27 protein-coding genes are annotated in these 23251 nt (G+C 42.3%); 19 read left to right on the forward strand and 8 right to left on the reverse strand.

What is annotated here, in order from left to right; genetic code table 11:
• The first annotated feature begins 209 nt into the window (after positions 1 to 209).
• From rplU to rsfS, 8 genes are all read left to right on the forward strand, one after another.
• Positions 210 to 515 carry a 50S ribosomal protein L21 gene (gene rplU / locus ACESTK_RS18120; RefSeq protein ID WP_118580170.1) on the forward strand — a complete coding sequence of 102 codons (306 nt, stop codon included), beginning with the start codon at positions 210 to 212 and terminating at the stop codon, positions 513 to 515.
• A 12-nt stretch (positions 516 to 527) separates the two neighbouring features.
• Positions 528 to 851: a ribosomal-processing cysteine protease Prp gene (locus ACESTK_RS18125; protein WP_118580173.1), complete on the forward strand. Its 324-nt coding sequence runs from the start codon at positions 528 to 530 to the stop codon at positions 849 to 851.
• A gap of 5 nt (positions 852 to 856) precedes the next feature.
• Positions 857 to 1144, forward strand: coding sequence for a 50S ribosomal protein L27 (rpmA, locus tag ACESTK_RS18130; protein ID WP_015542711.1), 288 nt, complete (start codon positions 857 to 859; stop codon positions 1142 to 1144).
• Positions 1145 to 1207: 63 nt separating this feature from the next.
• Positions 1208 to 2500: a GTPase ObgE gene (gene obgE, locus ACESTK_RS18135; protein WP_195993067.1), complete on the forward strand. Its 1293-nt coding sequence runs from the start codon at positions 1208 to 1210 to the stop codon at positions 2498 to 2500.
• A gap of 36 nt (positions 2501 to 2536) precedes the next feature.
• Complete coding sequence (gene yhbY, locus ACESTK_RS18140) at positions 2537 to 2830, forward strand: ribosome assembly RNA-binding protein YhbY (RefSeq protein WP_118580179.1); 294 nt, start codon at positions 2537 to 2539, stop codon at positions 2828 to 2830.
• Positions 2814 to 3449 (forward strand): nicotinate-nucleotide adenylyltransferase, encoded by a 636-nt coding sequence (gene nadD, locus ACESTK_RS18145; protein WP_226815140.1) that lies wholly within the window; start codon positions 2814 to 2816, stop codon positions 3447 to 3449. Before yhbY ends, nadD begins: the two co-directional genes overlap by 17 nt.
• Positions 3450 to 3451: 2 nt before the next feature.
• A complete protein-coding gene (yqeK, locus tag ACESTK_RS18150) occupies positions 3452 to 4057 on the forward strand; it encodes a bis(5'-nucleosyl)-tetraphosphatase (symmetrical) YqeK (RefSeq protein ID WP_118580182.1) in 606 nt (201 codons plus the stop codon).
• A 194-nt stretch (positions 4058 to 4251) separates the two neighbouring features.
• Positions 4252 to 4620, forward strand: a complete 369-nt coding sequence (rsfS, locus tag ACESTK_RS18155) for a ribosome silencing factor (protein WP_118580185.1) — start codon at positions 4252 to 4254, stop codon at positions 4618 to 4620.
• A gap of 68 nt (positions 4621 to 4688) precedes the next feature.
• Here the strand turns inward: rsfS and lexA are convergent, their stop codons facing one another.
• Positions 4689 to 5309, reverse strand: a complete 621-nt coding sequence (lexA, locus tag ACESTK_RS18160) for a transcriptional repressor LexA (RefSeq protein ID WP_148463022.1) — start codon at positions 5307 to 5309, stop codon at positions 4689 to 4691.
• 233 nt (positions 5310 to 5542) lie between these two features.
• Here lexA and ACESTK_RS18165 point away from each other — a divergent pair, with 233 nt between their 5' ends.
• The 11 genes from ACESTK_RS18165 to ACESTK_RS18215 all read left to right on the forward strand — a co-directional run bounded on the left by ACESTK_RS18165 (position 5543) and on the right by ACESTK_RS18215 (position 15958).
• Positions 5543 to 6958 (forward strand): HlyD family efflux transporter periplasmic adaptor subunit, encoded by a 1416-nt coding sequence (locus tag ACESTK_RS18165; protein WP_226854539.1) that lies wholly within the window; start codon positions 5543 to 5545, stop codon positions 6956 to 6958.
• A 34-nt stretch (positions 6959 to 6992) separates the two neighbouring features.
• Positions 6993 to 7697 carry a YggS family pyridoxal phosphate-dependent enzyme gene (locus ACESTK_RS18170; RefSeq protein WP_177968999.1) on the forward strand — a complete coding sequence of 235 codons (705 nt, stop codon included), beginning with the start codon at positions 6993 to 6995 and terminating at the stop codon, positions 7695 to 7697.
• 15 nt (positions 7698 to 7712) lie between these two features.
• Complete coding sequence (locus tag ACESTK_RS18175; protein ID WP_177969000.1) at positions 7713 to 8342, forward strand: cell division protein SepF; 630 nt, start codon at positions 7713 to 7715, stop codon at positions 8340 to 8342.
• A gap of 5 nt (positions 8343 to 8347) precedes the next feature.
• A complete protein-coding gene (locus ACESTK_RS18180) occupies positions 8348 to 9100 on the forward strand; it encodes an RNA-binding protein (RefSeq protein ID WP_118580331.1) in 753 nt (250 codons plus the stop codon).
• 29 nt (positions 9101 to 9129) lie between these two features.
• Complete coding sequence (gene aroB, locus ACESTK_RS18185) at positions 9130 to 10221, forward strand: 3-dehydroquinate synthase (protein ID WP_226854540.1); 1092 nt, start codon at positions 9130 to 9132, stop codon at positions 10219 to 10221.
• Between the two features lie 6 nt (positions 10222 to 10227).
• Positions 10228 to 10776 carry a signal peptidase II gene (gene lspA / locus ACESTK_RS18190; RefSeq protein ID WP_226854541.1) on the forward strand — a complete coding sequence of 183 codons (549 nt, stop codon included), beginning with the start codon at positions 10228 to 10230 and terminating at the stop codon, positions 10774 to 10776.
• Positions 10777 to 10833: 57 nt separating this feature from the next.
• On the forward strand, positions 10834 to 11748 hold the full coding sequence (locus ACESTK_RS18195) for an RluA family pseudouridine synthase (RefSeq protein WP_226854542.1): 915 nt from the start codon (positions 10834 to 10836) through the stop codon (positions 11746 to 11748).
• Positions 11749 to 11854: 106 nt separating this feature from the next.
• Positions 11855 to 12493: an AAA family ATPase gene (locus tag ACESTK_RS18200; RefSeq protein WP_118580203.1), complete on the forward strand. Its 639-nt coding sequence runs from the start codon at positions 11855 to 11857 to the stop codon at positions 12491 to 12493.
• A gap of 265 nt (positions 12494 to 12758) precedes the next feature.
• The gene (locus tag ACESTK_RS18205) at positions 12759 to 14198 is read left to right on the forward strand and encodes an AI-2E family transporter (RefSeq protein WP_118580206.1); all 1440 of its coding nucleotides are present in this window, start codon (positions 12759 to 12761) and stop codon (positions 14196 to 14198) included.
• A 1-nt stretch (position 14199) separates the two neighbouring features.
• Positions 14200 to 14646, forward strand: coding sequence for a D-aminoacyl-tRNA deacylase (gene dtd / locus ACESTK_RS18210; RefSeq protein WP_148463019.1), 447 nt, complete (start codon positions 14200 to 14202; stop codon positions 14644 to 14646).
• 256 nt (positions 14647 to 14902) lie between these two features.
• Positions 14903 to 15958, forward strand: a complete 1056-nt coding sequence (locus tag ACESTK_RS18215; protein WP_226854543.1) for a tyrosine-type recombinase/integrase — start codon at positions 14903 to 14905, stop codon at positions 15956 to 15958.
• Between the two features lie 43 nt (positions 15959 to 16001).
• Here ACESTK_RS18215 and ACESTK_RS18220 read toward each other — a convergent pair whose 3' ends face one another.
• The 7 genes from ACESTK_RS18220 to ACESTK_RS18250 form a co-directional block, all read right to left on the reverse strand.
• Positions 16002 to 16238: a DUF6783 domain-containing protein gene (locus ACESTK_RS18220; protein WP_373120412.1), complete on the reverse strand. Its 237-nt coding sequence runs from the start codon at positions 16236 to 16238 to the stop codon at positions 16002 to 16004.
• 63 nt (positions 16239 to 16301) lie between these two features.
• On the reverse strand, positions 16302 to 16721 hold the full coding sequence (locus ACESTK_RS18225) for a twitching motility protein PilT (RefSeq protein ID WP_118580215.1): 420 nt from the start codon (positions 16719 to 16721) through the stop codon (positions 16302 to 16304).
• Between the two features lie 217 nt (positions 16722 to 16938).
• On the reverse strand, positions 16939 to 17994 hold the full coding sequence (locus tag ACESTK_RS18230; RefSeq protein WP_226854544.1) for a D-alanyl-D-alanine carboxypeptidase family protein: 1056 nt from the start codon (positions 17992 to 17994) through the stop codon (positions 16939 to 16941).
• Positions 17991 to 19151, reverse strand: coding sequence for an FtsW/RodA/SpoVE family cell cycle protein (locus ACESTK_RS18235; RefSeq protein ID WP_270430703.1), 1161 nt, complete (start codon positions 19149 to 19151; stop codon positions 17991 to 17993). Before ACESTK_RS18235 ends, ACESTK_RS18230 begins: the two co-directional genes overlap by 4 nt.
• Positions 19152 to 19155: 4 nt before the next feature.
• Positions 19156 to 19413, reverse strand: coding sequence for a cell division topological specificity factor MinE (gene minE, locus ACESTK_RS18240; protein WP_373120414.1), 258 nt, complete (start codon positions 19411 to 19413; stop codon positions 19156 to 19158).
• Positions 19414 to 19489: 76 nt separating this feature from the next.
• Complete coding sequence (gene minD, locus ACESTK_RS18245) at positions 19490 to 20272, reverse strand: septum site-determining protein MinD (RefSeq protein WP_118580227.1); 783 nt, start codon at positions 20270 to 20272, stop codon at positions 19490 to 19492.
• 130 nt (positions 20273 to 20402) lie between these two features.
• Positions 20403 to 23228, reverse strand: coding sequence for a penicillin-binding transpeptidase domain-containing protein (locus ACESTK_RS18250; protein WP_319017153.1), 2826 nt, complete (start codon positions 23226 to 23228; stop codon positions 20403 to 20405).
• Positions 23229 to 23251 lie beyond the last annotated feature (23 nt).

A 23251-nucleotide genomic window follows, 5' to 3' on the forward strand; every position in this document is an offset into this window, starting at 1 on the left:
ATGGAAGCATTATACTACATTGGGACATTTTCCTTTATGGTATATTAGGACATTATCATAAATGGTTCATATTTTTTACAATTTTTTTTACAAAACCTCTTGACGAAACCAAATCTCCCTGTTATTATAATCGAGTATGCCGCACAAAGAGGTTTAAGAGTCGAGAGACCACCATATTTGGCGAGTAAAGTCTATAGGAGGTGCCACAAATGTACGCAATTATTGCAACAGGTGGTAAACAGTACAAAGTTGCTGAAGGCGACGTAATCAGAGTTGAGAAGCTCGGAGTTGAAGCTGGTGAAACCGTTACTTTTGATTCTGTAATTGCAGTTAGCAATGACGGATTAAAGGTTGGAGAAGACGTTAAGGATGCCAGTGTTACCGCTTCTGTAGTTGAGAACGGAAAGGCTAAAAAAGTCATCGTTTACAAGTACAAGAGAAAAACTGGATATCACAAGAAAAACGGTCACAGACAGCAGTACACCAAAGTTAAAATCGAAAAGATCAACGCTTAATCAGGTGCTGTTATGATCAATATTACAGTTAAGAAGAGAAAAGGCTCTTATCTGGATTTTCTGTCCAAAGGACATGCAGGCTATGCCGAAGAGGGACAGGATATTGTATGTGCTGCCGTATCAGCCTTGATCATTACTACTGTGAATTCTCTTGAGAAATTTACGGAAGAGCAGATTGAAGCGGAAGCGGATGAGGGATATGTATCCATCCATTTTAAAACAAATCCGAATACTGAGCGCGGGAAACTGCTTATGGATTCCCTGATTCTTGGATTAACAGAAATTGAGCATAGTTATAACAATCGATATTTGACAGTAAGAGTCAAGGAGGTGTAACAACAATGATGAAGATGAACCTTCAGTTATTCGCACATAAAAAAGGAGTTGGTTCCACAAAGAACGGTCGTGATTCCGAGTCCAAGAGATTAGGTGCGAAGAGAGCAGACGGACAGTTTGTTAAAGCCGGCAACATCCTTTACAGACAGCGCGGAACTAAGATCCATGCAGGCGAGAACGTAGGATGCGGAAAAGACTATACATTATTTGCACTGACCGATGGTGTTGTAAGATTCACCAGAAAAGGCCGCGATAAGAAACAGGTTTCTATCGTACCAGTAGAGGCAGAGTAATTCGTAGAGCAGGAGGCTTCAAATCTATAAAGGTTTGGAGCCTTTTCTTATAAAGGAGATTTAATGTTCGCAGACAGAGCTACCATATATATCCGTTCCGGTAAGGGCGGCGACGGCCATGTAAGCTTCCGCAGGGAAAAATATGTACCTGACGGCGGTCCGGATGGCGGCGACGGCGGCAAGGGCGGAGACGTCATTTTTGAAGTTGACGAGGGACAGAATACCCTCGGTGATTACCGTCATAAAAGAAAATATAAGGCAGAAGACGGTCAGGAGGGCGGCAAAAAGCGCTGCCACGGTGCCGACGGTGCCGACATTATATTAAAGGTACCGGAAGGTACTGTTATCATGGAGGCTGAATCCCGTAAGGTAATTGCAGACATGTCCGGTGACAATCGTCGTCAGATCGTTCTGCGCGGTGGACGCGGCGGTAAGGGAAATCAGCATTATGCAACCCCTACCATGCAGGTTCCCAAATATGCCCAGCCTGGACAGCCTTTTCAGGAGCTTGAAGTGCTTCTGGAGCTAAAGGTGATCGCAGATGTAGGACTGGTAGGTTTTCCTAATGTTGGTAAATCTACATTTCTCTCACGTGTTACAAATGCGAAACCGAAAATTGCCAACTATCATTTCACAACCTTAAGCCCGAACCTTGGTGTTGTAGATACTGAGAATGGCGGTTTTATCATCGCAGATATCCCTGGACTGATCGAAGGTGCTTCTGAAGGAGTCGGTCTTGGTCATGAGTTCCTTCGCCATATTGAGCGTACCAGAGTTCTGGTGCACATTGTGGATGCAGCTTCCACAGAGGGACGAGATCCTATTGATGATATTTATAAGATTACCAAAGAACTGGAGAAATACAATCCGGAAATTGCAAAGCGTCCTCAGGTAATTGCAGCCAATAAAGTGGACTGTATTTTTGCCGACGGTCAGGAGAATCCTGTAGACAGACTTCGCAAAGAATTTGAACCAAAAGGTATCAAAGTATATCCCATTTCTGCAGTTACCGGACAGGGTGTACGCGAGCTTCTTTTCCATATCAAGGAACTTCTGGACAGTTGTCCGAAGAAAGCAATCGTATTCGAGCAGGAATTCTTCCCAGAAGATATGCTGATCAATGAGAGCCTTCCATTTACCGTACAGGTTGATGAGGAAGATCCCTCTGTATTTATCGTAGAAGGACCACGTATCGAGAAAATGCTTGGTTATACCAATCTGGATTCTGAGAAAGGCTTCGCCTTTTTCCAGCGTTTCCTGAAAGAGGGCGGCATTCTGGATGAACTGGAAAACGCCGGTATTCAGGAGGGTGATACGGTTCGTATGTATGGATTTGAATTTGATTATTATAAATAAATAGCAGCTATTCAGCAGGTATTCAGGAGATAAATTATGACAAGTAAGCAAAGAGCATATTTAAAAAGTCTGGCAATGAAAATGGATGCCATTATCCAGCTTGGCAAGGGCGGTCTTACACCAGAAAACACCAAGGCTGTTGACGAAGCACTTGCAGCGAGAGAGCTGATTAAAATCAGTGTGCTTCAGAACTGTCTGGAGGATCCTAAGGAAATGGCACAGGTTCTTGCAGAGCGCACCCATTCCCAGGTTGTACAGGTGATCGGTAAGAAGATCGTATTATACCGCGAAGGTAAAAAAGAGAAAAAGAAAATTGAACTGCCAAAATAATCGAAAAAAAATCGGGATCATGGGCGGTACCTTTGATCCCATCCATATGGGACATCTGATCCTTGGTGAGCAGAGCTATGAGCAATTCCAGCTGGATAAGGTTCTGTTTATGCCTTCCGGCAACCCGCCTCATAAACGGGACCGTGCTGGCAGAGCCTCTGATAACCAGCGTGTGGATATGGTCCGGCTTGCAATTGAAGATAATCCCCATTTTGAGTTGTCTCTTGCAGAAATGCACGAGACCGGGTATACCTATACCTATCGCACTCTGGAAGAGCTAAAAGAATACAATCCGGACACAGACTATTATTTTATCATTGGTGCAGATTCTCTTTTTGCTTTTGACGAATGGATGGAACCAGAGCGGATCTGTCGGGCCTGTACTCTTGTGGTGGCTGTCCGGGATCATGCGTCCTACGCTGAACTGAATCGGGAAATCCAGCGTCTTTCTGCAAGGTACAACGGAAATTTTGCCCTTTTGGATACTATGAATATTGATGTGTCCAGTCATCAGATCCGTCAGTGGATTTCAGAAGAAAAAAGTCTGAAATATTACGTCCCGGATAAGGTGATTTCTTACATGAAAGAGAATGGAATTTACAGAAAGAAGGAAGTCTGACCATGGCAGATTACGATTTTGCAAAAATTGAAAAAAAACTTTCCAAATACCTGGATGAGGATCGTTTCCAGCATACCATGGGCGTTATGTACACCAGCGCATGTCTGGCTATGGTCCATGGATATGATATCAAAGATGCACAGGTGTCCGGTCTTCTTCACGATTGCGCCAAATGCATTCCCAATAAGAAAAAACTGAAGATGTGCAGCGAACACAATATTCCGGTTTCCGATTTTGAGAGAAGTCACCCGTTTCTTCTCCACTCCCGTCTTGGAGCTTATATTGCTCACGAGAAATATGGGATTGACGATCAGGAGATTCTTTCTGCCATCAATTATCACACAACTGGCAGACGTGAAATGAGTCTTCTTGAAAAGATTATTTATATTGCAGATTATATTGAGCCCATGCGTTATAAAGCAAGCCGTTTACCGGAAATTCGCAAACTTGCGTTTGAAGACCTGGATGAGTGTATGTATGAGATCCTAAAAGATACCCTGGAGTATCTGGAAGAAGATTCTGCCGATGATATTGAGCCAACTTCCAAGGAGGCTTATATTTATTATAAAGAATTGCATAATAAGCGTAATAACGTATCTGATAATTAATACTCCGCATATACTGGCGAATATTTTTACTATTTACAATTAACATTCTACGAGATGTGAGATATTTCGCACGAGCGAAGGCTAGGTACCACCTGACAGAGGATATTATTTCACTTTTAAAGCCTTTTGTTCTCGCAGGAATTTAAAATAATATTAGGTCAGTATAAGCATTATTAAGAAAGGAGCAGATCAGAATGAGTACAGTAAGTACAGAGAAAATGATGGCACAGATTGCCTGCAAGGCAATTGATGATAAAAAGGGACAGGATATTAAGATAATTGATATTCATAATGTTTCTGTAATTGCAGATTATTTCGTAATCGCAAGCGGTACAAACTCCAATCAGGTTCAGGCGATCGTCGATAATGTGGAGGAGCAGCTTGGACGCGCTGGCTTTGAGGCGAAGCAGATTGAGGGAAACCGCAATTCCAGCTGGATTCTCATGGATTACGGCGATGTGATCGTGCATGTGTTTGATGAGGAAAACCGACTTTTCTATGATCTGGAGAGAATCTGGAGAGATGGAAAGGTTCTGGAGATGGATGCGTTTTTAGAGAAATAAAAAAGTCCCCTTTGGTAAACAATTGTCTGGAAACAGCAATTGTTTGCTAAAGGGGAAATTTTTTATGACTATTGGTAAAAACGCATGACACCAAATACTTTACCCAGAATCTGGATTTCTCCTGTAATGATAATGGGATCCATAGTGTCATTCTCTGGCTGAAGGCGGTAGTAGCCCTTCTCCTTATAGAAGGTCTTCACTGTGGCAGAGTCCTCTACCAGGGCAACTACAATGTCGCCGTTATCTGCAGTTGGCTGCTGCTTTACCAGAACCTGATCACCATCGAAGATTCCTGCATTGATCATGCTGTCGCCTTTTACCTTCAGCATGAAGCTCTGTTCATTGGGCATAAATTCTGCCGGGATGGGGAAGTAGCCATCTACATTCTCTACAGCCAGAATAGGCTGTCCGGCGGCTACGGTACCTACAAGCGGAACATTGACCACTTCACGGCGGACAAGATTGAAATTGTCATCAATGATCTCTATGGCTCTTGGCTTCGTGGCATCGCGGCGGATGTATCCGTTCTTCTCAAGAGCTTCCAGATGGGCATGAACAGATGATGTAGACTTCAGATTTACAGCTTCACAAATCTCACGAACTGCTGGCGGGAATCCGCGGTTCAGAATCTCACTTTTAATATATTCTAAAATTTCCTGCTGTTTTTTGCTGATTTTACCATATGTCATAAGAGTTTTCCTCCGAAATTCATTCAACTTTTTCTTATCATACCATATTTTTCTTAATTAAGCAAACAGATATTCTGAAAATATGTTCGTTTTTTGATATGCAGGCTGTTCACAGCTTCCAGCTTTGTTCACACACTTTTCGTTTTCTTTTCCTTGTGTTCACCGGCAAAAAATGGTACAATTGTTTGGTATGAAAATTCAGAGCCCGACTCAAAAACAAAGGGGGAATCCGCTTGTCCGAGAAGAAATCTAACAAGCCTGGCAAAATGGCAGGACTTTTTGTCCAGTTAAAGAACATATTCGGACTGAATATTGCCACCGTTGCTTTTGGTGTATTGTTATTATATATGATTTTTACTGCATTTTTACTTGTAACCTCCACACACATCGAATCTTACCAGGTTACCACAGGTCCTTTATCACGAAACGAGACCTACACTGGTATTTCTCTTCGGGAAGAGAGTGTTTTTAAGGCAGAATCCTCCGGTTATGTGAATTATTATGCCCGGGAGGGAAGTAAGATCAATGCCAACGGTGCTGTTTACGGATTAAGTTCCGGAAAAATTGCAGAAACCAAGTCTGCATTGACTGCGGACGAACTGGAGAAAATCCGCAGTTCTATGCTCAGCTTTTCCAAGGGATTTTCCGGAAGTAAATTTAACAACACCTACAGTTTTAAGAACCAGCTGGAGGGAAGCATCCTTCAGTATGAGGGAATTTCCACTGACGGGAATGCAGATTCACAAGTAGTGACCATCGGTGGACAGAATATCTGTAAAGCCCAGGAAGACGGCATTATCCTCTATTCTATGGACGGCTATGAGAATAAGACTGTGGAGAACATTACAGCAGCAGATTTTGACCAGACTTCTTACCATGAAGCTGATCTGAAGACATCCGAAAAGGTGCAGGCCGGAGATAACATTTATACAAATATTACCAGCGAATTATGGAGCCTGATCATTCCATTAAGCGACAAACAGGCCGCCAAGCTGGAGGGACGTTCCACCATTCGTGTGAAATTTCTCAAGGATGATATGACACAGAGCGGCGATTTTTCCATCATAAAAATCGATGGTAACAAATATGGAAAAATTGACTTCAGCCGCGGTCTGATCCGCTATGCATCTGACCGTTTTCTGGATATTGAGCTGGTTACCAATACAGTAACCGGTCTTAAGATTCCCCTTTCCGCTATTGAATCCAAGGATTTTTACGTAATTCCGGCAGAATATGCCACGACTGATCCTGACAGCGGAAGTGTAGGCTTTAACAAGATTTCCAAAGATTCCAGCGGAAATAACGTAAGAACCTTTATCAATGCTACAATCTACGGTAAAGTTAAAATTGAGTCAGATGATGATTCTGCCGATGAAGCTTACAATTATTACGTGGATAGAAGCGCTTTTAAGGAAGGAGATGCTATTGTAAAAGATGACTCCAACCAGCGCTTTATTGTAGGCGAAACAGATTCTCTGGAAGGCGTTTACTGCATCAATCAAGGGTATGCGGTATTCCGTCAGGTAGATATACTGGATCAGAATGAAGAATATGCCATTATTTCCAGTAATACATCCTACGGACTTTCCCGCTATGACCGCATTGCCAGAGACTCCTCCCAGGTAAAAGAGCAGGATATTCTCTACTAAGTTTAACATATACTATTTTTAAGGAGGCTTATAAATGTTAGCTGAAAATTTACAGCAGGTAAATGCAAATATTGAAAAAGCCTGTGCTGCTGTTTCCCGTGACCCAGGTGAAGTCACATTGGTGGCAGTAAGTAAGACCAAACCGGTCTCCATGCTTCAGGAGGCGTATGATGCCGGTGCGTGTGTTTTTGGAGAAAATAAAGTGCAGGAGATCATGGATAAATATGACCAGCTGCCATCAGATATCCAGTGGCACATGATCGGTCATCTGCAGCGCAATAAAGTAAAATATATTATTGACAAGGTTGCCATGATTCACTCGGTAGATTCCCTTCGCCTTGCCCAGACCATTGAGCAGGAAGCTGCAAAGAAAGATCTTGTTATGCCGATTCTGCTGGAAGTTAATGTAGCAGAGGAAGAAAGCAAATTCGGATTAGCGACGAATGAGGTGCTTCCTCTTCTTGAGAAAATCAGCATATTTTCCCATATAAAAGTGATGGGACTTATGACCATTGCCCCATTTGTGAAAAATCCAGAAGAAAATCGTGAAGTTTTTCGCACATTGAAGAAATTAAGTGTTGACATTAATGCAAAAAACATTAATAATGTTAACATGAGTGTTCTGAGTATGGGTATGACCGGAGATTATCAGGTTGCTGTCCAGGAAGGCTCAACCATGGTACGTGTGGGAACCGGTATTTTTGGTGAACGAAATTATGCCACACGGCAAGAAGATTAAGATTGGAGATTGAAAATGAGCGTTTTTGATAAATTATTAGATTCTATTAAACTGAATGATGACGATTATGATGAAGATAATTATTTAGATGAGGATCTGATGGATGACGAAGAGGGGGATTTCTTTGATGACGATCCCATGGATGACAAGCCTAAGAAGAAATTCTTCGAGAAATTCGGTCGTAAGAAAGAGGATGATTTGGCTGACGCAGATACTTCCTTTGACGAAGAACCTGTACATACAGCAACACAAAAGACTGCTGCCAAGGCTCCTGCGAAACAGCCAGCTGAGAAGCAGCGCCCTGTAGCTTCTTCCAAAATCACTCCGATGAGAAGCAGCCGTCGTGCGAATCAGGCTTCTTCTATGGAGGTTTGTGTGATCAAACCTGCTTCCATGGAGGACACCCGGGAAATTGCAGACACACTTCTTGACAATGCAACTGTAATTCTGAATCTGGAGGGTATTGATGTAGAACTTGCACAGCGTATTATTGATTTTGCATCTGGCGCATGTTATTCCCTGAATGGTTCCCTTCAGAAGATTTCCAGCTACATCTTCGTACTTGGTCCCTCTTCTGTAGATATCACTGGTGATCTTCAGAATATTCTTGGCGGCGCTACACCTTCTGTAAGAGCTGGTTATTGATTTTTATGGATAAGGATGAATTTTTACTTAAGAGAATCCGGGAGCTGGCAAATCTCTCTTACCAGAGAGATATTGTCACCTTTACGGATTTTCTTAACTTAAACGAACAAAATATGCTTGTTTCCCTTAAGCTTCATCAGATAGGCGTAGAGGTAAAGCTTTTCGGTGGCTATGAGCATGCAGAACGGCAGATGGCAGCTTTTTTCCCCGGAGGCCTTGGTTTTTCCTGGGATTATCCTATTGACTGCCTGAAAATAGAGCCCAAGGCTCTTCGTTTTTCTGAGGAGCTTGGACATAGAGATTATCTTGGAGCGCTCCTGAATCTTGGAGTTGACCGCAGTGTAGTCGGTGATATCCTCATCAAGGATAAAGAAGCCTGGTTTTTCTGCCTTCATAAAATGTCTGACTTTTTTATTGAAAATCTTATTCGGGTAAAACATACTACCGTTCTGGTTTCCAGAGTAGAACAGGCAGAAGAGATTCCGGAACCTGAATTTGAAATGATAAATGGTACCTGCGCTTCTGTAAGGCTGGATGCTCTCATCGGGCTGGCTTTTCAGACGTCCAGAAGCAGCATGGTTTCTTTTATTGAAAGCGGTCTTGTGTTTGTAAACGGCAAACTGATCACCTCCAATGGATATGAGCCAAAAGAAGGCGATATTATTTCCGTTCGCGGCAAAGGACGCTTTATCTATGATGGTGTATCCAGACAGACAAAGAAAGGACGCCTTGGTGTCCGCATTCGAAAATACGTATAAACAATAATACATTTGGAGAGGATTTAACTATGGCAGAAGAAAAATTACTTGTAAAACGTGACGGGGAGTTCTGTTATCCCATTTATTTTGAAAATGACTTTTCTTTTCTTTCACAGGCCTTGACAGACGAAGGTCTTGCAGGGAAAAGCATGTGTATTGTTTCAGATTCCACAGTAGCACCTCTCTATGCAGACCAGGTGAAAGCAGAGCTTTTGAAAGTAACCTATCATGTATGCCAGTTCACTTTCCCCGCCGGAGAAGCATACAAGAATCTTGATACCGTACAGGATCTTTTCCAGTGCCTTATTGAGAATGGGCTTGACCGCAAAAGTCTGGTGGTTGCTCTTGGAGGCGGAGTAACAGGAGACTTATCCGGCTTCGGTGCCGCAGCCTATCTTCGTGGAATTGATTTTATCCAGATTCCTACCACGCTTCTGGCGCAGGTGGACAGCAGCGTAGGCGGTAAGACTGGCGTTGATTTCAGACAGTTTAAAAATATGGTAGGCGCTTTTCATCAGCCCCGCCTGGTTTATATGAACATGGCCACCTTGCAATCCCTCCCTAAGCGCGAATTTGGCTGTGGAATGGGTGAAATTCTAAAGACCGGACTAATTTGCGATAAAGACTTTTTCGACTTTGTATGCGCAAATTACAAGATTATCCGCACTATGGATCCAGAAATGCTTGCCGTTATGATCCGAAAATGCTGTGCCATCAAAGCCGGGGTTGTAGAGCGAGATCCCAAGGAACAGGGAGAGCGTGCTCTTCTTAATCTTGGCCACACCATAGGACATGCAGTCGAAAAGCTGATGAACTTTAACCTTCTCCATGGTCAGTGTGTGGGAATCGGACTGGTTGCCGCAGCTGCCATTTCCAGGGAAAGAGGTCTCCTCACAAATGCTGAATATGAACAGATCTGCCATAGCCTTAAGCTTTACGACCTGCCTTTGTATGTGGAAGGACTTTCTCCCATGGACATTCTTGCAGCTACCAAAAAGGACAAAAAAATGGAACAGGGACAGATTAAATTTATTCTTATAGATGGTCTTGGAAAGAGTTTTATAGACAAGACAGTTTCGGATCAGGAGCTTCTTGTGGGAATTCACGCCATCTGCAGGTAATCAATCATGGAAAATAAAACAGCTTCAGACTACAATGATCTTCCACTAAAAGCACCTAAATTAAAAGGAATTCTGCTTATCCTTTTTCTGGTTCTTCTGGATCAGGGAACAAAGTATCTTGCAATCAGGTATCTGAAAGGAACCTCCGGGATTTCTCTTATTGATAATGTGTTAAACCTTCGTTACCTTGAAAACAGAGGCATGGCATTTGGCCTTCTCCAGAATAAGATTCTTTTTCTGGTGCTTACCTGTATTGTGTTTTTTGTGGCTATTATATATCTTTTTATAAAAGCACCTGCAACTGTTTATTATAGACCACTGCTTTATACAGCGGCAATTGTGTTCGCTGGAGCAATGGGGAATTTTATAGACCGTGTTTTCCGTGGATATGTGGTAGATTTTATTTATTTTTCCCTGATTGATTTTCCCACGTTTAATGTGGCAGATATTTACGTGACCTGTGGGATCACAGTGATGGTATTTCTTATGTTTTTCCGTTATAAAGAAGAAAATGATTTTGACTTTCTGAAACCGGGGAACAGATCTGCCAGGTAAATTGATTTGTCTGATTTTTCATATACCGCGTAATTGAGAGAGGAGTTTTACTGATACATGGAGCAATTGGAATTTACAGCAACCGAAAATGAAGCAGGAGTGCGCATAGACCGCTGTCTTTCCGATAAATATGAGGAACTTTCCCGTTCTTATCTTCAGAAGCTTCTGAAAGAACAAGGTGTTACCGTCAATGGGAAAGCAGTAAAAGCAAACTACAAAATACAGGCAGGGGATCTGGTTCAGACAACCCTGCCTGATCTGACTGAACCGGATATTCTTCCGGAAAATATCCCTTTGGACATTTTATACGAAGATGATGATGTACTGGTGATAAATAAGCCCAAAGGAATGGTAGTCCATCCTGCAAATGGCCACACCAGCGGAACTTTGGTAAATGCTATTATGTACCACTGTCATGGCAATCTGTCCGGTATTAACGGGGTTATGCGTCCTGGAATCGTCCACCGTATTGATAAGGACACTACAGGAGCTCTTCTTGTATGTAAGAATGACACGGCTCACCGTGATCTGGCCCAGCAACTGAAAGCGCATACCATCAAGCGGCGTTACCGGGCTATTGTGGCAGGTAATCTTAAGGAAGATGAAGGTACTGTAGAAGGCCCGATCGGCCGTCACCCAATTGACCGGAAAAAAATGGCGATCAACTACAAAAATGGAAAAGACGCTGTCACCCATTATAAAGTCCTGGAACGTTTCGGGAATGCGACTTATATCGAGTGCCGCCTTGAAACCGGTCGTACCCATCAGATCCGTGTACATATGACCAGCCTTGGACATCCTCTTCTTGGCGATGAGATCTATGGCTCAGGCAAAAATCCTTATCATCTCCAGGGACAGACTCTTCATGCCATGGTTTTGGGCTTTGTTCACCCAAGAACAGGAGAGTATATGGAATTTTCCGCACCTTTGCCAGAATATTTTCTCAATTTGTTAGAAAAATTAAGAAAATAGTTGTCAGTTTACCCTGATGTAGTGTATAATAATCTTACAAAATTCCTATGAATTACCAGTCACGAAGTGAACAGTAACAAAGGAATTGCAGAAGGGAGTGGCAGATATGAACAATACAACAAGTTCAATTATTACCATCGGACGTGAATATGGAAGCGCCGGCAGGCAGATTGGTCAGGAAGTAGCCAGATATTTTGGAATCAAGTGTTACGACAAAGAACTTCTGGAGCATGCTGCAAACGACAGCGGTATTTGCAAGGAATTATTTGAGAATCATGATGAGAGGCCAACTAACAGCTTTCTGTATTCTCTTGTAATGGATACTTATTCTTTTGGATATTCTTCTGCTGGATTTACAGACATGCCTATGAACCACAAGGTTTTCCTGGCACAGTTCGAAGCCATCAAGAAATTAGCTGCAGAAGGCCCCTGTGTTATGGTAGGGCGCTGTGCAGATTATGCTCTTGCAGATAATAAAGACTGTTTCAGTGTTTTTGTTCATGCTGATCTGGACTGGAGGATCAAGCGTATTGCAGGCAAATACAATAAGACACCTAAAGAAGCCAAAGATATGATCACCAAAACAGATAAGAGCCGTGCAAGTTACTATAATTACTACACCAATAAGAAATGGGGTGCAGCAGCGGGCTACAGCTTAAGCGTTGACAGCAGTGTGCTTGGTATCGAAGGTGCTGCCCAGGCGATTATCAATACCATACATATTTTTGATGACCTTAAGAAATAATATACAGAATCATGTGAAAATAAGGAGTTCTCGAAAGAGAGCTCCTTTTGTAATTTGTTGCATCTCAATTCCTGTTTTCGGTTCCTGTTTTCAAACGCCATCGCCACTTTATATTTTTTTAATGAGACATTGAGACAAAACTGTGTTATAATAGATAGCAATCGCTGTTAAATAAATAACAGTACAGACACTTATTGGTTACTGTGCAAACAGCAGACAGTAACACATATTTTGCATTCATGTTTCAGGAGGACGATATTAGAATATGAAATTACGCTGGGACAATCAACATGTTCGCTGGGGAGTAACTTCTTTCCTTGTAATCGCAGCCAGTATGCTCTTTTATTATGGTGTTTTCCATATGAAGACACTGATTACAGGAATTCAGACATTTCTGGGGATTCTCACACCTATTGTTTATGGGGTCGTGATCGCCTTTTTACTGACCCCTGTATTAAATTTCCTGGAGAAAAAAATCATTTATCCGCTTCTTGCCAGGAAGGAAGTATCAGTAGGAAAGAAGGGGCGCAAGGCAATTCGGTGGGCATGCGTAATTTTATGTATGTTTCTCTTCCTTGCTCTTATTTATGCCCTTATTATGATGATTCTGCCAGAACTGATCCGAAGTATTATGGGTCTGATCTACAGTTTTCCAGCCTATGTGAAGGTTATTCAGAAATGGCTGCAGTCTTTCATTGAGAAATGGAATCTGAACAGTGATGCACTGGACACTTTGAATCAGTCCATCACCACAGCTCAGGACTACCTGACTACGAATATCCTTCCGCAGATGCAGGAAATGCTAAAAAATATTTCCGCGGGTGTGTTTGAATTAATTAATTTTCTGAAGAATTTCCTCATCGGAGCTATCGTTTCCCTGTACCTGATGGCAGATAAAGAGGGATTCATTGCCAAGGCAAAAATGCTCACCTACGCAATTTTTAATACCCAGCATGCGAATTTTATCATCCATTCCATGCGTTTTACCAATAGAACCTTTATCGGATTTTTCAGTGGTAAGATTTTGGATTCTGCCATCATTGGCGTATTGTGTTATATTGGTATGAACTTTTTGAATATGCCATATATACTTTTGATCAGTGTGATCATTGGTGTAACCAACGTAATTCCATTTTTTGGACCTTACCTCGGAGCAATCCCAAGTATTTTTCTCATCTTATTGGTGGATCCGCTGCAGGCTATTTATTTTGCAATTTTTATTCTTGTTCTCCAGCAGTTTGACGGCAATATTCTTGGACCGAAGATTCTTGGTGATTCCACAGGACTTTCCAGTTTTCTGGTCATTGTCGCCATCCTTATTGGCGGTGGAATCTTTGGAATCCCAGGTATGATCATTGGCGTTCCTGTTTTTGCAGTGCTTTATGCCGCACTTGGCAGACTAGTCCATATCAGCCTGATTTATAAGCAGGTTCCAGATGAAGAGCAAAAATACACCAACATTGACTGTCTGGATCCGGAAACACATGAACCCGTTCTTTTCCCGGCAGAAGAGCCGAAGAAGAGAGAGACACCCAGACGCACTGCAATGTTGAAATTTACCCTTACTTTGTTAAAAACGATCCAGAAAATTCTGACTACAATCTGGATCCTTATAAAAAAATATTCTGTGATAATTTATCAAAAAGTCAGACAATTGATAGAAGAGTACAGACAGAAACAAAACAGTAAAAAGGACGGAAATTAACATGCGACTTTTAATACAACGTGTAAATCATGCAAGCGTAAAAGTAGATGGTGAAGTTATCGGAAATATTGGGAAAGGCTTTCTTGTACTGGTCGGCATAGGTCAGAATGATACCAGGGAAATTGCAGACAAATATATGAAAAAAATGCTAGGACTTCGAATTTTTGAAGATGAAAATGGCAAAACAAACCTTTCCCTGGCAGATGTAAATGGGGAGCTTTTGATGGTTTCGCAATTCACGTTATATGCCAACTGCAAAAAAGGAAACCGGCCAAGCTTTATTGAAGCCGGTGCGCCAGAACAGGCAAATGAACTTTATGAATACATGCTAAAGGAAGCTGCAAAAGTTGTTCCAGTTGTTCAGCATGGTATTTTTGGCGCTGATATGAAAATTTCACTGGAAAACGATGGACCGTTTACAGTGATGTTGGACGAATCGATCATGTAAAATTAACAGCAATTGTAACGAAACCGGCCAAGCTTTATTGAAACCGGTGCGCCAGATGTTCAGAATCATCTGTGACTGCATAATGAATGCAGTCGAACCATCAATTATATTTTAACATTTAATGAAATTCTGAAATGCGCCGAAAACAGCCAGAAGAAGTGGCTGATTCGGCGTTATACCACTCATCTAGATCTATACGACAAACCCGAGTTTTTCATATAGATTAGTATTATTACTTGCTAAAGGAGAATTTTTCATGGATAAAAAAGTCACCTACCACGAACAGACTGACGTTGATAATACCTTGCGGCTTCGTGATGTTCTGAAGACCTTGCCGCCATTTTGCAGGGATTTCTTTCGTGCCATTGAACCGCGTACCACAACTAAAACCAGAATTTCCTATGCATATGACATCCGCATTTTCTTCCAGTTTCTTCTGGAACAAAATCCAGCCTTCAAGGACTGGTCTATGGATGCTTTTACTGTGGATGTCCTGGATCAGATCACAGCCGTTGATCTTGAGGAATATGAAGAATACCTGAAAGTTTACCAGGCCGGGGATAAAACGGAAACCAATGGCGAACGTGGTCTGAAGCGAAAAATGTCCTCATTGCGAAGTTTTTATGCATATTATTTTAAACGTGAAATGATTCACACAAATCCTACCGTCCTTGTGGACGTTCCAAAGATTCATCAAAAAAGTATCATCCGCCTGGAAGCTGATGAAGTTGCCTTGCTGCTGGATTATATTGAGCATGGTGGGGACGAACTTACCGGCCAGAAAAAGGTATATTATGAAAAGACCAAAGACCGGGACCTCGCTCTCGTTACTCTCCTGCTCGGAACAGGCGTTCGTGTTTCTGAATGTGTAGGTCTTGACATAGAAGACGTAGATTTCAAAAATAATGGAATCAAGGTTACTCGAAAAGGTGGAAATGAAATGGTCGTATATTTCGGTCCTGAAGTAGAAAAAGCTCTGAAAAACTACCTGGAAGTACGCAAGAACATTATTCCTGTAGAAGGCCACGAACACGCTCTCTTCTACTCTACCCAGCGCAAACGAATTGGGGTCCAGGCCGTTGAAAACCTGGTCAAGAAATACGCCCGCCAGGTTACCACCACCAAGAAAATCACCCCTCATAAACTCCGCAGTACCTACGGCACCGCCCTCTACCAGGAAACAGGCGATATTTACCTTGTAGCGGACGTTTTAGGCCATAAGGACGTGAATACTACCAAGAAGCATTATGCAGCCTTAGACGATTCCAGACGGCGTCAGGCAGCCACTGCTGTAAAACTGCGTGAAGATTAATATCTACTTCACACATACAATTGTTGTACTCGCCACATTTAATTCACATAATATTATTATTGTAAATCAATCCAGGAACATACCGCAAAACAAGACTTTCTGCAAGATGTGCGTCACAATTTGTGGGAGATTTAGTCCGGATGAAGGCGCCGTAGCGGGTTACGGCAACTGAATTCGGGCAAAATATACCGCAACGTGGGACGTGCAGATTGTAGGAATGATTTTTCAAACAGGTTCTAAGGCGCACCTCAAAAAAGGACATGACCCACAGTCGAGTCATGTCCTTATGTACCTCTAATTTGGTTTTACTGAATTTATAGCTGCAATATCATATTATCCGAGATTATAATGCTACTGCAATCTTATCCTGTAATGCTTCCGGAATCTCTTCTTTGTCAAGCGAAATACTTACAACTATTGAAATTCCGTATTTCTCACCGATCTTGTCCAGCTGATCAAGTGTATCTGTAACATCAGCGTCTTCCAACTTGGAAACCTTAAGGAAGCTGTCCAGATAAATCTGCTCAAGATCGTGATCCTGAGAAATAATACCACAGATGAAACCAACGAACTCATCTGCATTCTTCAATGGATAAGAGGAAACGTCGATAAGACGTACCTTATTGTTAAGCTCATACATATGTTTGGTACTCTTGTCAAGGTAAACAATGCTTCCGTTGGCTTCTTTCACCGCACCGTTTACTCTGTCTAAGAGCACTTTTGTTTTGCCTTTGCCTTTCTTTCCTACGATCAGTTCAACCATGATGTTTTCCTCCTTAGACAATATGATATTAAATTTTTACCAAAAACCTTGTTTAATATGTTTCATATTATAGTATAATTTTTCTAAATTTTCAAGAGTTTTTTTGATATTTCTGTCTATTTTTCTCAATTGTGGCTACGATTCATAAACAGACTGACTAGTACATCGAAAATTAAGTTTCTGCTATATTGACCCAGGATGATTTTTCAAACAGGCTCTAGTTTATATTCTGCAAGAGGGACGACATCTGCTCATAAAGCTCGTCTTTTGTGGAGGCACCCATTACAATGGAAATGTACGGCTTTCCATAAGCATTCTGGCTCAGCAACGCCAGACAGTTACCTGCATTGTCCGTAGTACCGGTCTTTCCACCCAGAATAGTCACATTCTTAGGAGGGGTAGCTTCTCCTGTGAGATAATGGTCTGTGGCAAGTAATGTGGTACTTGCACTGCTTCCGTCCGCATGAGTATATTCTACTGTATAAGATCCGGACTGTGTAATTTGAGTAAACTCTGGATAATTCAAAGCTTCCTTTAGCATCAGATAGATATCATAGGGAGTGGTATAATGGTTTTCATCCTGCAGTCCATGAGGATTGGTAAAATGAGTTCCGGTACAGCCAAGTTCTCTGGCATAACTGTTCATCATCTCCACAAACCCATCTGTAGAACCACCCACATGCTCTGCAATAGCCGTTGCTGCGTCATTACCTGAATAAACCAGCAGACAATGAAGAAGCTGATCCATAGTCACCTGGTCACCTGCCCAAAAGCCGCAAACCTGTGAACCCTCCTCCAGATTCAGATTCTCCTGTGTAATGGTTACTACGTCATCCATATTTCCATATTTCAGTGCCAGCATAGCTGTCATGATCTTGGTGATACTTGCCGGGTATACCTTTTGAAGTGCCTGTTTGGAATAAAGCACCTTTCTGTCATCCAGATCCAGAAGAAGTCCTTTCTGGTTTTCCCCAAGGGAAACACCATCCATCGGAACATCTGATACGACCACACACAAGTTCTTAGCAAAACCATCAGCTCTCAGGCTGTCTAAGTCTGTAATTCCACCAGAAAACTCTCTGGAAGCTACATATGCATCCTCCAGCTTATCAAAAACAGTTCCATTTCGGAGAACATAAATTGCACCGATCCCAGTACCGCCAAGCACAACCAAAAGCAACAGTAAAAGAACAGTATTTCTGATTCTCTTTCTTCTGGAGCTTCGAAATCTTGCCTGTTTACGTCTTGAGTTCTTCTTTTTTGCGGCTGTCATAAATATTCCTCTTTCTTATCAATTTCTTTTCTCTTAAGTTCTTTATTATAAGTACTGCTCTGCAGACCTACATTCATCACAAGCCCCATACCAATAAACAAGCTGACCAGGGAAGTCAGACCATAACTTACAAAAGGAAGAGGCGTACCAGTATTAGGTGCCAGTCCAGTAGCAACGCAGATATTCAAAAAACTCTGTATAGCTACCACACTGCCAATTCCGCAGCAGATAATCTTCCCGGCCAGATCCTTGGCCCTAAGGCTCATCCTGATACATTCAACTGAAATCAACAGCAATAATACAACCAAAGCTGTACATCCTATAAATCCATACTCCTCTCCGGCAACTGCGAAGATAAAGTCGGTCTGGTTCTCTGCAACAAAGTTTCCAGCATTTACAGAAGAAACCTGGTCATCCCCGGTAAGTTTTTTTCCAACCAGTTCTCCGGAGGCAATCGCCGTCTTCGAGTTATTCTGCTGTTCAATATCCTCCTGGTATTCCTCGTTTTCCGGGTAAAGGAAAGACATAATACGTGTTCTCTGATAATCCTTGATCAAAGTCTGATCCGGCTGCACAACAATAGACAAAAATATGATCAGAAGGGGAACCGCGATCAGGATCGCACCTCCGATGATTTTGTAACTCAGTCCTGCTATATACAGCAGAATACAGAAAATAATGGTTACCGTAATGGTATTTTTCATATCCGGCTGTGCATAAATAAGAGCCAATGGAACAGCCAGAAGGAGCACTGATTCTGCCAGCACCCTGAAAGTATTGATATCATCTTCATGGTCCATAAAAAACTTGGCAAAAAACAGAATAATAATAACTTTGGAAAGCTCGGTAGGCTGAAAACGGAAACCACCGATATCCAGCCATCTGGACGCACCTCCAGCCTCACTTCCGAACAATCGTACACCAATAAGCATAAGCAGATTAAAACCATACATGATCCACTGGAAATTCAATATCCAGGAATAATCCATTAACGATAAGATCACCAGCAACACAAGCCCCATCACAACGCCCAAAAGCTGTTTATTTCGAAGATCTGGCGATGCACTTGCTACCAGCTGCACTCCAAACAGACTGATCGCAGTCAGAAGGATCACTAGTTTAAAATTGTAAAAACGTAGCTTATACTGTTTAATCATAAATTTATCTGTCCTTTTTCGTCAACACAGGGATATACGCCATTAAGACAGGCGGTTCCTGTGATATCTGTATTTTCACTTTAGTTTCCTCTATGGTCACATACTTCTTTACTGTATGTACCAGATCGCTTTTTAACATTTTCATCATCTGTGGAGAGCATTCTATGCGTTCTGAGATAAGAAGAAGTTTCATCCTGTCGCGAGCATATCCTGCTGAACGCCTTCTTTCATTTAAAAAGGTCTTCATGCAAAATCCCTCCATTTCAGAGCATTAGTTGACATAACATTATTACAAACAACCAACATGCTATTTTGCGTAACTAATTATTACCTGAATATCAATGTCTTTTAAACAGTCGTGAAAACATACCTTTCTTCTGTCTGAGTTCTGCAAAGGGAACTTCCTCGCCCATAAGCCGTTTACAAATATTCCGGTATTCCTCCTCTGCCTGAGAATTTTTACCAGAAAGAGGCTCTCCCTGATTGGTTGCTATCACAATCTGCTCGTCATCTAAAAGAGTTCCAATCAGATCTACAGCCAGAATCTCTGTCACATCATCCACAGACATCATATCTCCCCTGGCGATCATGTCAGGACGAAGACGGTTGATGATCAGATGGATATCCCGCAGATCATTTGCTTCCAGAAGACCAATGATACGATCCGCATCGCGAATTGCGGATACCTCCGGGGTCGTCACTACAAGAGCTTTATCTGCACCTGCAATGGCATTCTTAAATCCCTGCTCAATTCCAGCCGGACAGTCCAGCAATATATAATCAAACTCCTCCCGCAGATCATCCGTCAGTTTGATCATCTGTTCCGGTGATACGGCGGTTTTATCCTTAGTTTGCGCAGATGGCAGCAGATAGAGCTCCGGATGCCGCTTGTCTTTGATCAGAGCCTGTTTCAGACGGCAGCTTCCATTCACCACATCTACCAGATTATATACGATCCGGTTCTCCAACCCAAGCACAACATCCAGATTACGAAGACCAATATCCGTATCCACAACCACGGTTTTCTTTCCCATCATAGCCAGACCAGTTCCTATATTGGCAACTGTAGTGGTTTTTCCTACACCGCCTTTTCCGGATGTAATGACAATGACTTCACCCATTTCTTCTGATTCCTCCTAAACAAAATGTTCCAAAATCCTGGTATTTCTCTTATGGATATGCCTGCCGGAACACTCCCGGCAGGCATATCCAGTACTGCTGATCAGACTATGAACAGCAGCAAAATCGTTTTTAGTCATTCGATGTATCACTGGTATCTGTAGAAGCAATACCTGTGAGAATAGAATCTTTATCTGCAAGATTGTACATATATTTAAAAATATCATTAGCAATCAGACATGCATTACCGGAGCTGTATCCATTGGCAATACGGATTGCCACCGCATACTCCGGATCAGAGGCCGGCGCATAACCGATAAACAGACCATGGTTTGGATGGCGAAGATCCAGCTCTGCTGTACCGGTTTTACCTGCCACTTCTACTCCAAGACCATCAAACTGGGAATGAGTCTGGATCACACGACGCATACCATCATGGATCACATCCCAGATATTTGAAGAAATATTTACCACATCCTCGATTTCCGGCTCATACTCCTGAATCACCTCTCCCTTCGGGTCCATTACTTTGTCCAGAAGAGTCAGTTTAAATACATTCCCGGAAGTAGCCATAACAGTAGCATAACGAGCCAGTTCTGATGTAGTAAACAGGTTATTTCCCTGTCCCATATAGGATGGAACTGCTTTTGCATCGGAAACCTTCGGAGTTGCCTCTGAGAGCTCGATTCCAGTCTTCCGATCCAGACCGATCAATGAGGCATATTCCTGAAGCTTATTTAGACTCTGCACCTCGGAGAACTCATTGTCCCCAACTTTTCCCAGCTGAAAACCGATCATGTTAAAGAAATAGTTACAGGACTGCTCAATTGCTGTACGGATATCCAGACTTCCATGACCATTCTTATACCAGCAATTAATAGGCGGATCTACATAGTCAAAAGTTCCGGTACATTCAATATATGTACCTTCGTCAATAATTCCTTCTTCCATTCCTGCAATTGTTGAAAGAAGCTTTAAAGTGGAACCTGGTGCAGTGGTTTGCTGGGTCGCTTTATTGAAGAACGGACTGGACTGGTCAAGTGCCAGTTTTGCATAATAATCTGTATCCATATCATTGGTCAGACGATTATTGTCATATCCGGGATAGGAAACAAGTGCAACTACATCTCCAGTCTTTACATCTACAACCACAGCGGACGCTGAGCATGGCATTAATGCCAGCTGTGCAGGCTCTATCTCCAAAGTGTATATCTTGTTGATCATGAAATCATAAGCTCCCATTGCTCCGGAAGCCAGATTCTCATAATCATCATCATTTTTGTCAAGGACTCCCTGCTCATAAAGCACCAGGCAGATTTCCTGTCCGGAAATTGTATCTTCCTGCAGCATGTATTTGTAAAGGAGCTTGGAAAATCCAGTATCTGTACTGAGATAGTCGATAATATATGCTGTCAGTGCCTGATAAATTTCCTCAGAATCCAGATACTCTCCTTCCGGTGAAAAGCTGCTGATGTCGATCCAGCCCTGGCTTGTGGCATAAGTCAGGTAATCCTTCAGGCTGATGGTTTCATCTGTTGTCCAGGCCTTGTAAGTAGCATCTGATGTATCAATGGCATCTTTGGAAATAATTCCAAGCGTGTCTCTAAGAAGGTCATTACAGATGTAAGACAGATATTCCTGTGTTTCTTCATCTTCATCCTTATAGGCTGGCGGGTTTGAGCCATTCAGCTTCGTGCTTATTGTATCAAAAACTCTCTGCTGCTTTTGTTGAAATTTGGCATATAAATTTTTTTCTATGTCAGAGGCATCCTCATTGCTGAATTTGGTGATGTCAATCACACTGTTGGAAATCAGGGCATTGTATACATCATAAATAGGAATACGGATCTGACTGGCATCTGTGACATACGTGTAATCAAAAGTCTTTGCCGCATCAATTTTCGTCAGAAGAACACCAGCCACACGCTGTTTGAGGATCTGATAGATTGCAGATTGCCAGTCAGTATCAATAGTAAGCTGCACATCATCTCCCGCAACCGGCTCTACTTTGGTATCCTCGTCAATTTTCAGAACCTTTCCAAGGTTATCAACAGAAACCGTCTCCTTGCCGTCTGTTCCCTGAAGGGTAAGTTCCATATACTGCTCAATTCCTGCTTTACCTACGATCGCATCATTGGAATAATCCGGATTCTGTTTCCGAAGCTCTGTCAGCTCCTCGGAAGAAGCCTTACCTGTATAGCCAAGGATTGGTGCCATACTTTCATCATCAATATACTGGCGGATGGAATCCTCAACCACATCAATTCCCTGCAGTCCGGTCTTATTCTCCATGATCGCAGCTACCGACTTTTCACTGACATTGGTAGCAATGGTAACCTGCATATATTTCTTAAAGCTGTTGGTATTCAGTTCGTAGCGGATAGTTGCAATATCAAGCATTTCCTGCTTGGTCAAAGTAAGAGGCAGACCATGGGAGGTCAGTTCATCCTCTGTATAAGCACGATCACCGCTAAGAACGATAGAAAATTTCTCGGAACCAGTGAGAAACTCCATCATCTGATCCGCAGTCGCCGTCTTCTGTTCATCTTTCAAATCATCGATCAATGCCTGTCCATAAATATCAGCACGGAAACGGTTCAGGGTAAAGCCCTCAGCAACATCAAAAGCATACTCTCCATTCTTATCTACCACAATATGGAAGGAATGGGTAATATCATCTCCGTTGCTGTGAAGAATCTGAAGCACCTGATAGGCTACACCATTTAATGTAAGATTCTTCTCCCTTGTAGAAGTGTAAGTTCCATTATCCTCCAGTGTCAGAGAATAGGAAAGCACATTAGATGCAAGAATATCACCATTTCTGTCCAGAATATTTCCGCGGGTGCTCTTGAGCACCCGCTCTTTGGTTGTCCTGGCCTGGAATTTGCTGATGTAATCCTCTCCCTGAATAATCTGCAGATCAAATAATCTACGCACCAGAACAACTGACATTATCACAAATACCAAGATCAGGACTGTTG

Source organism: Ruminococcus sp. Marseille-P328 (assembly GCF_964249465.1).
Classification (GTDB): domain Bacteria; phylum Bacillota; class Clostridia; order Lachnospirales; family Lachnospiraceae; genus Blautia_A; species Blautia_A faecis.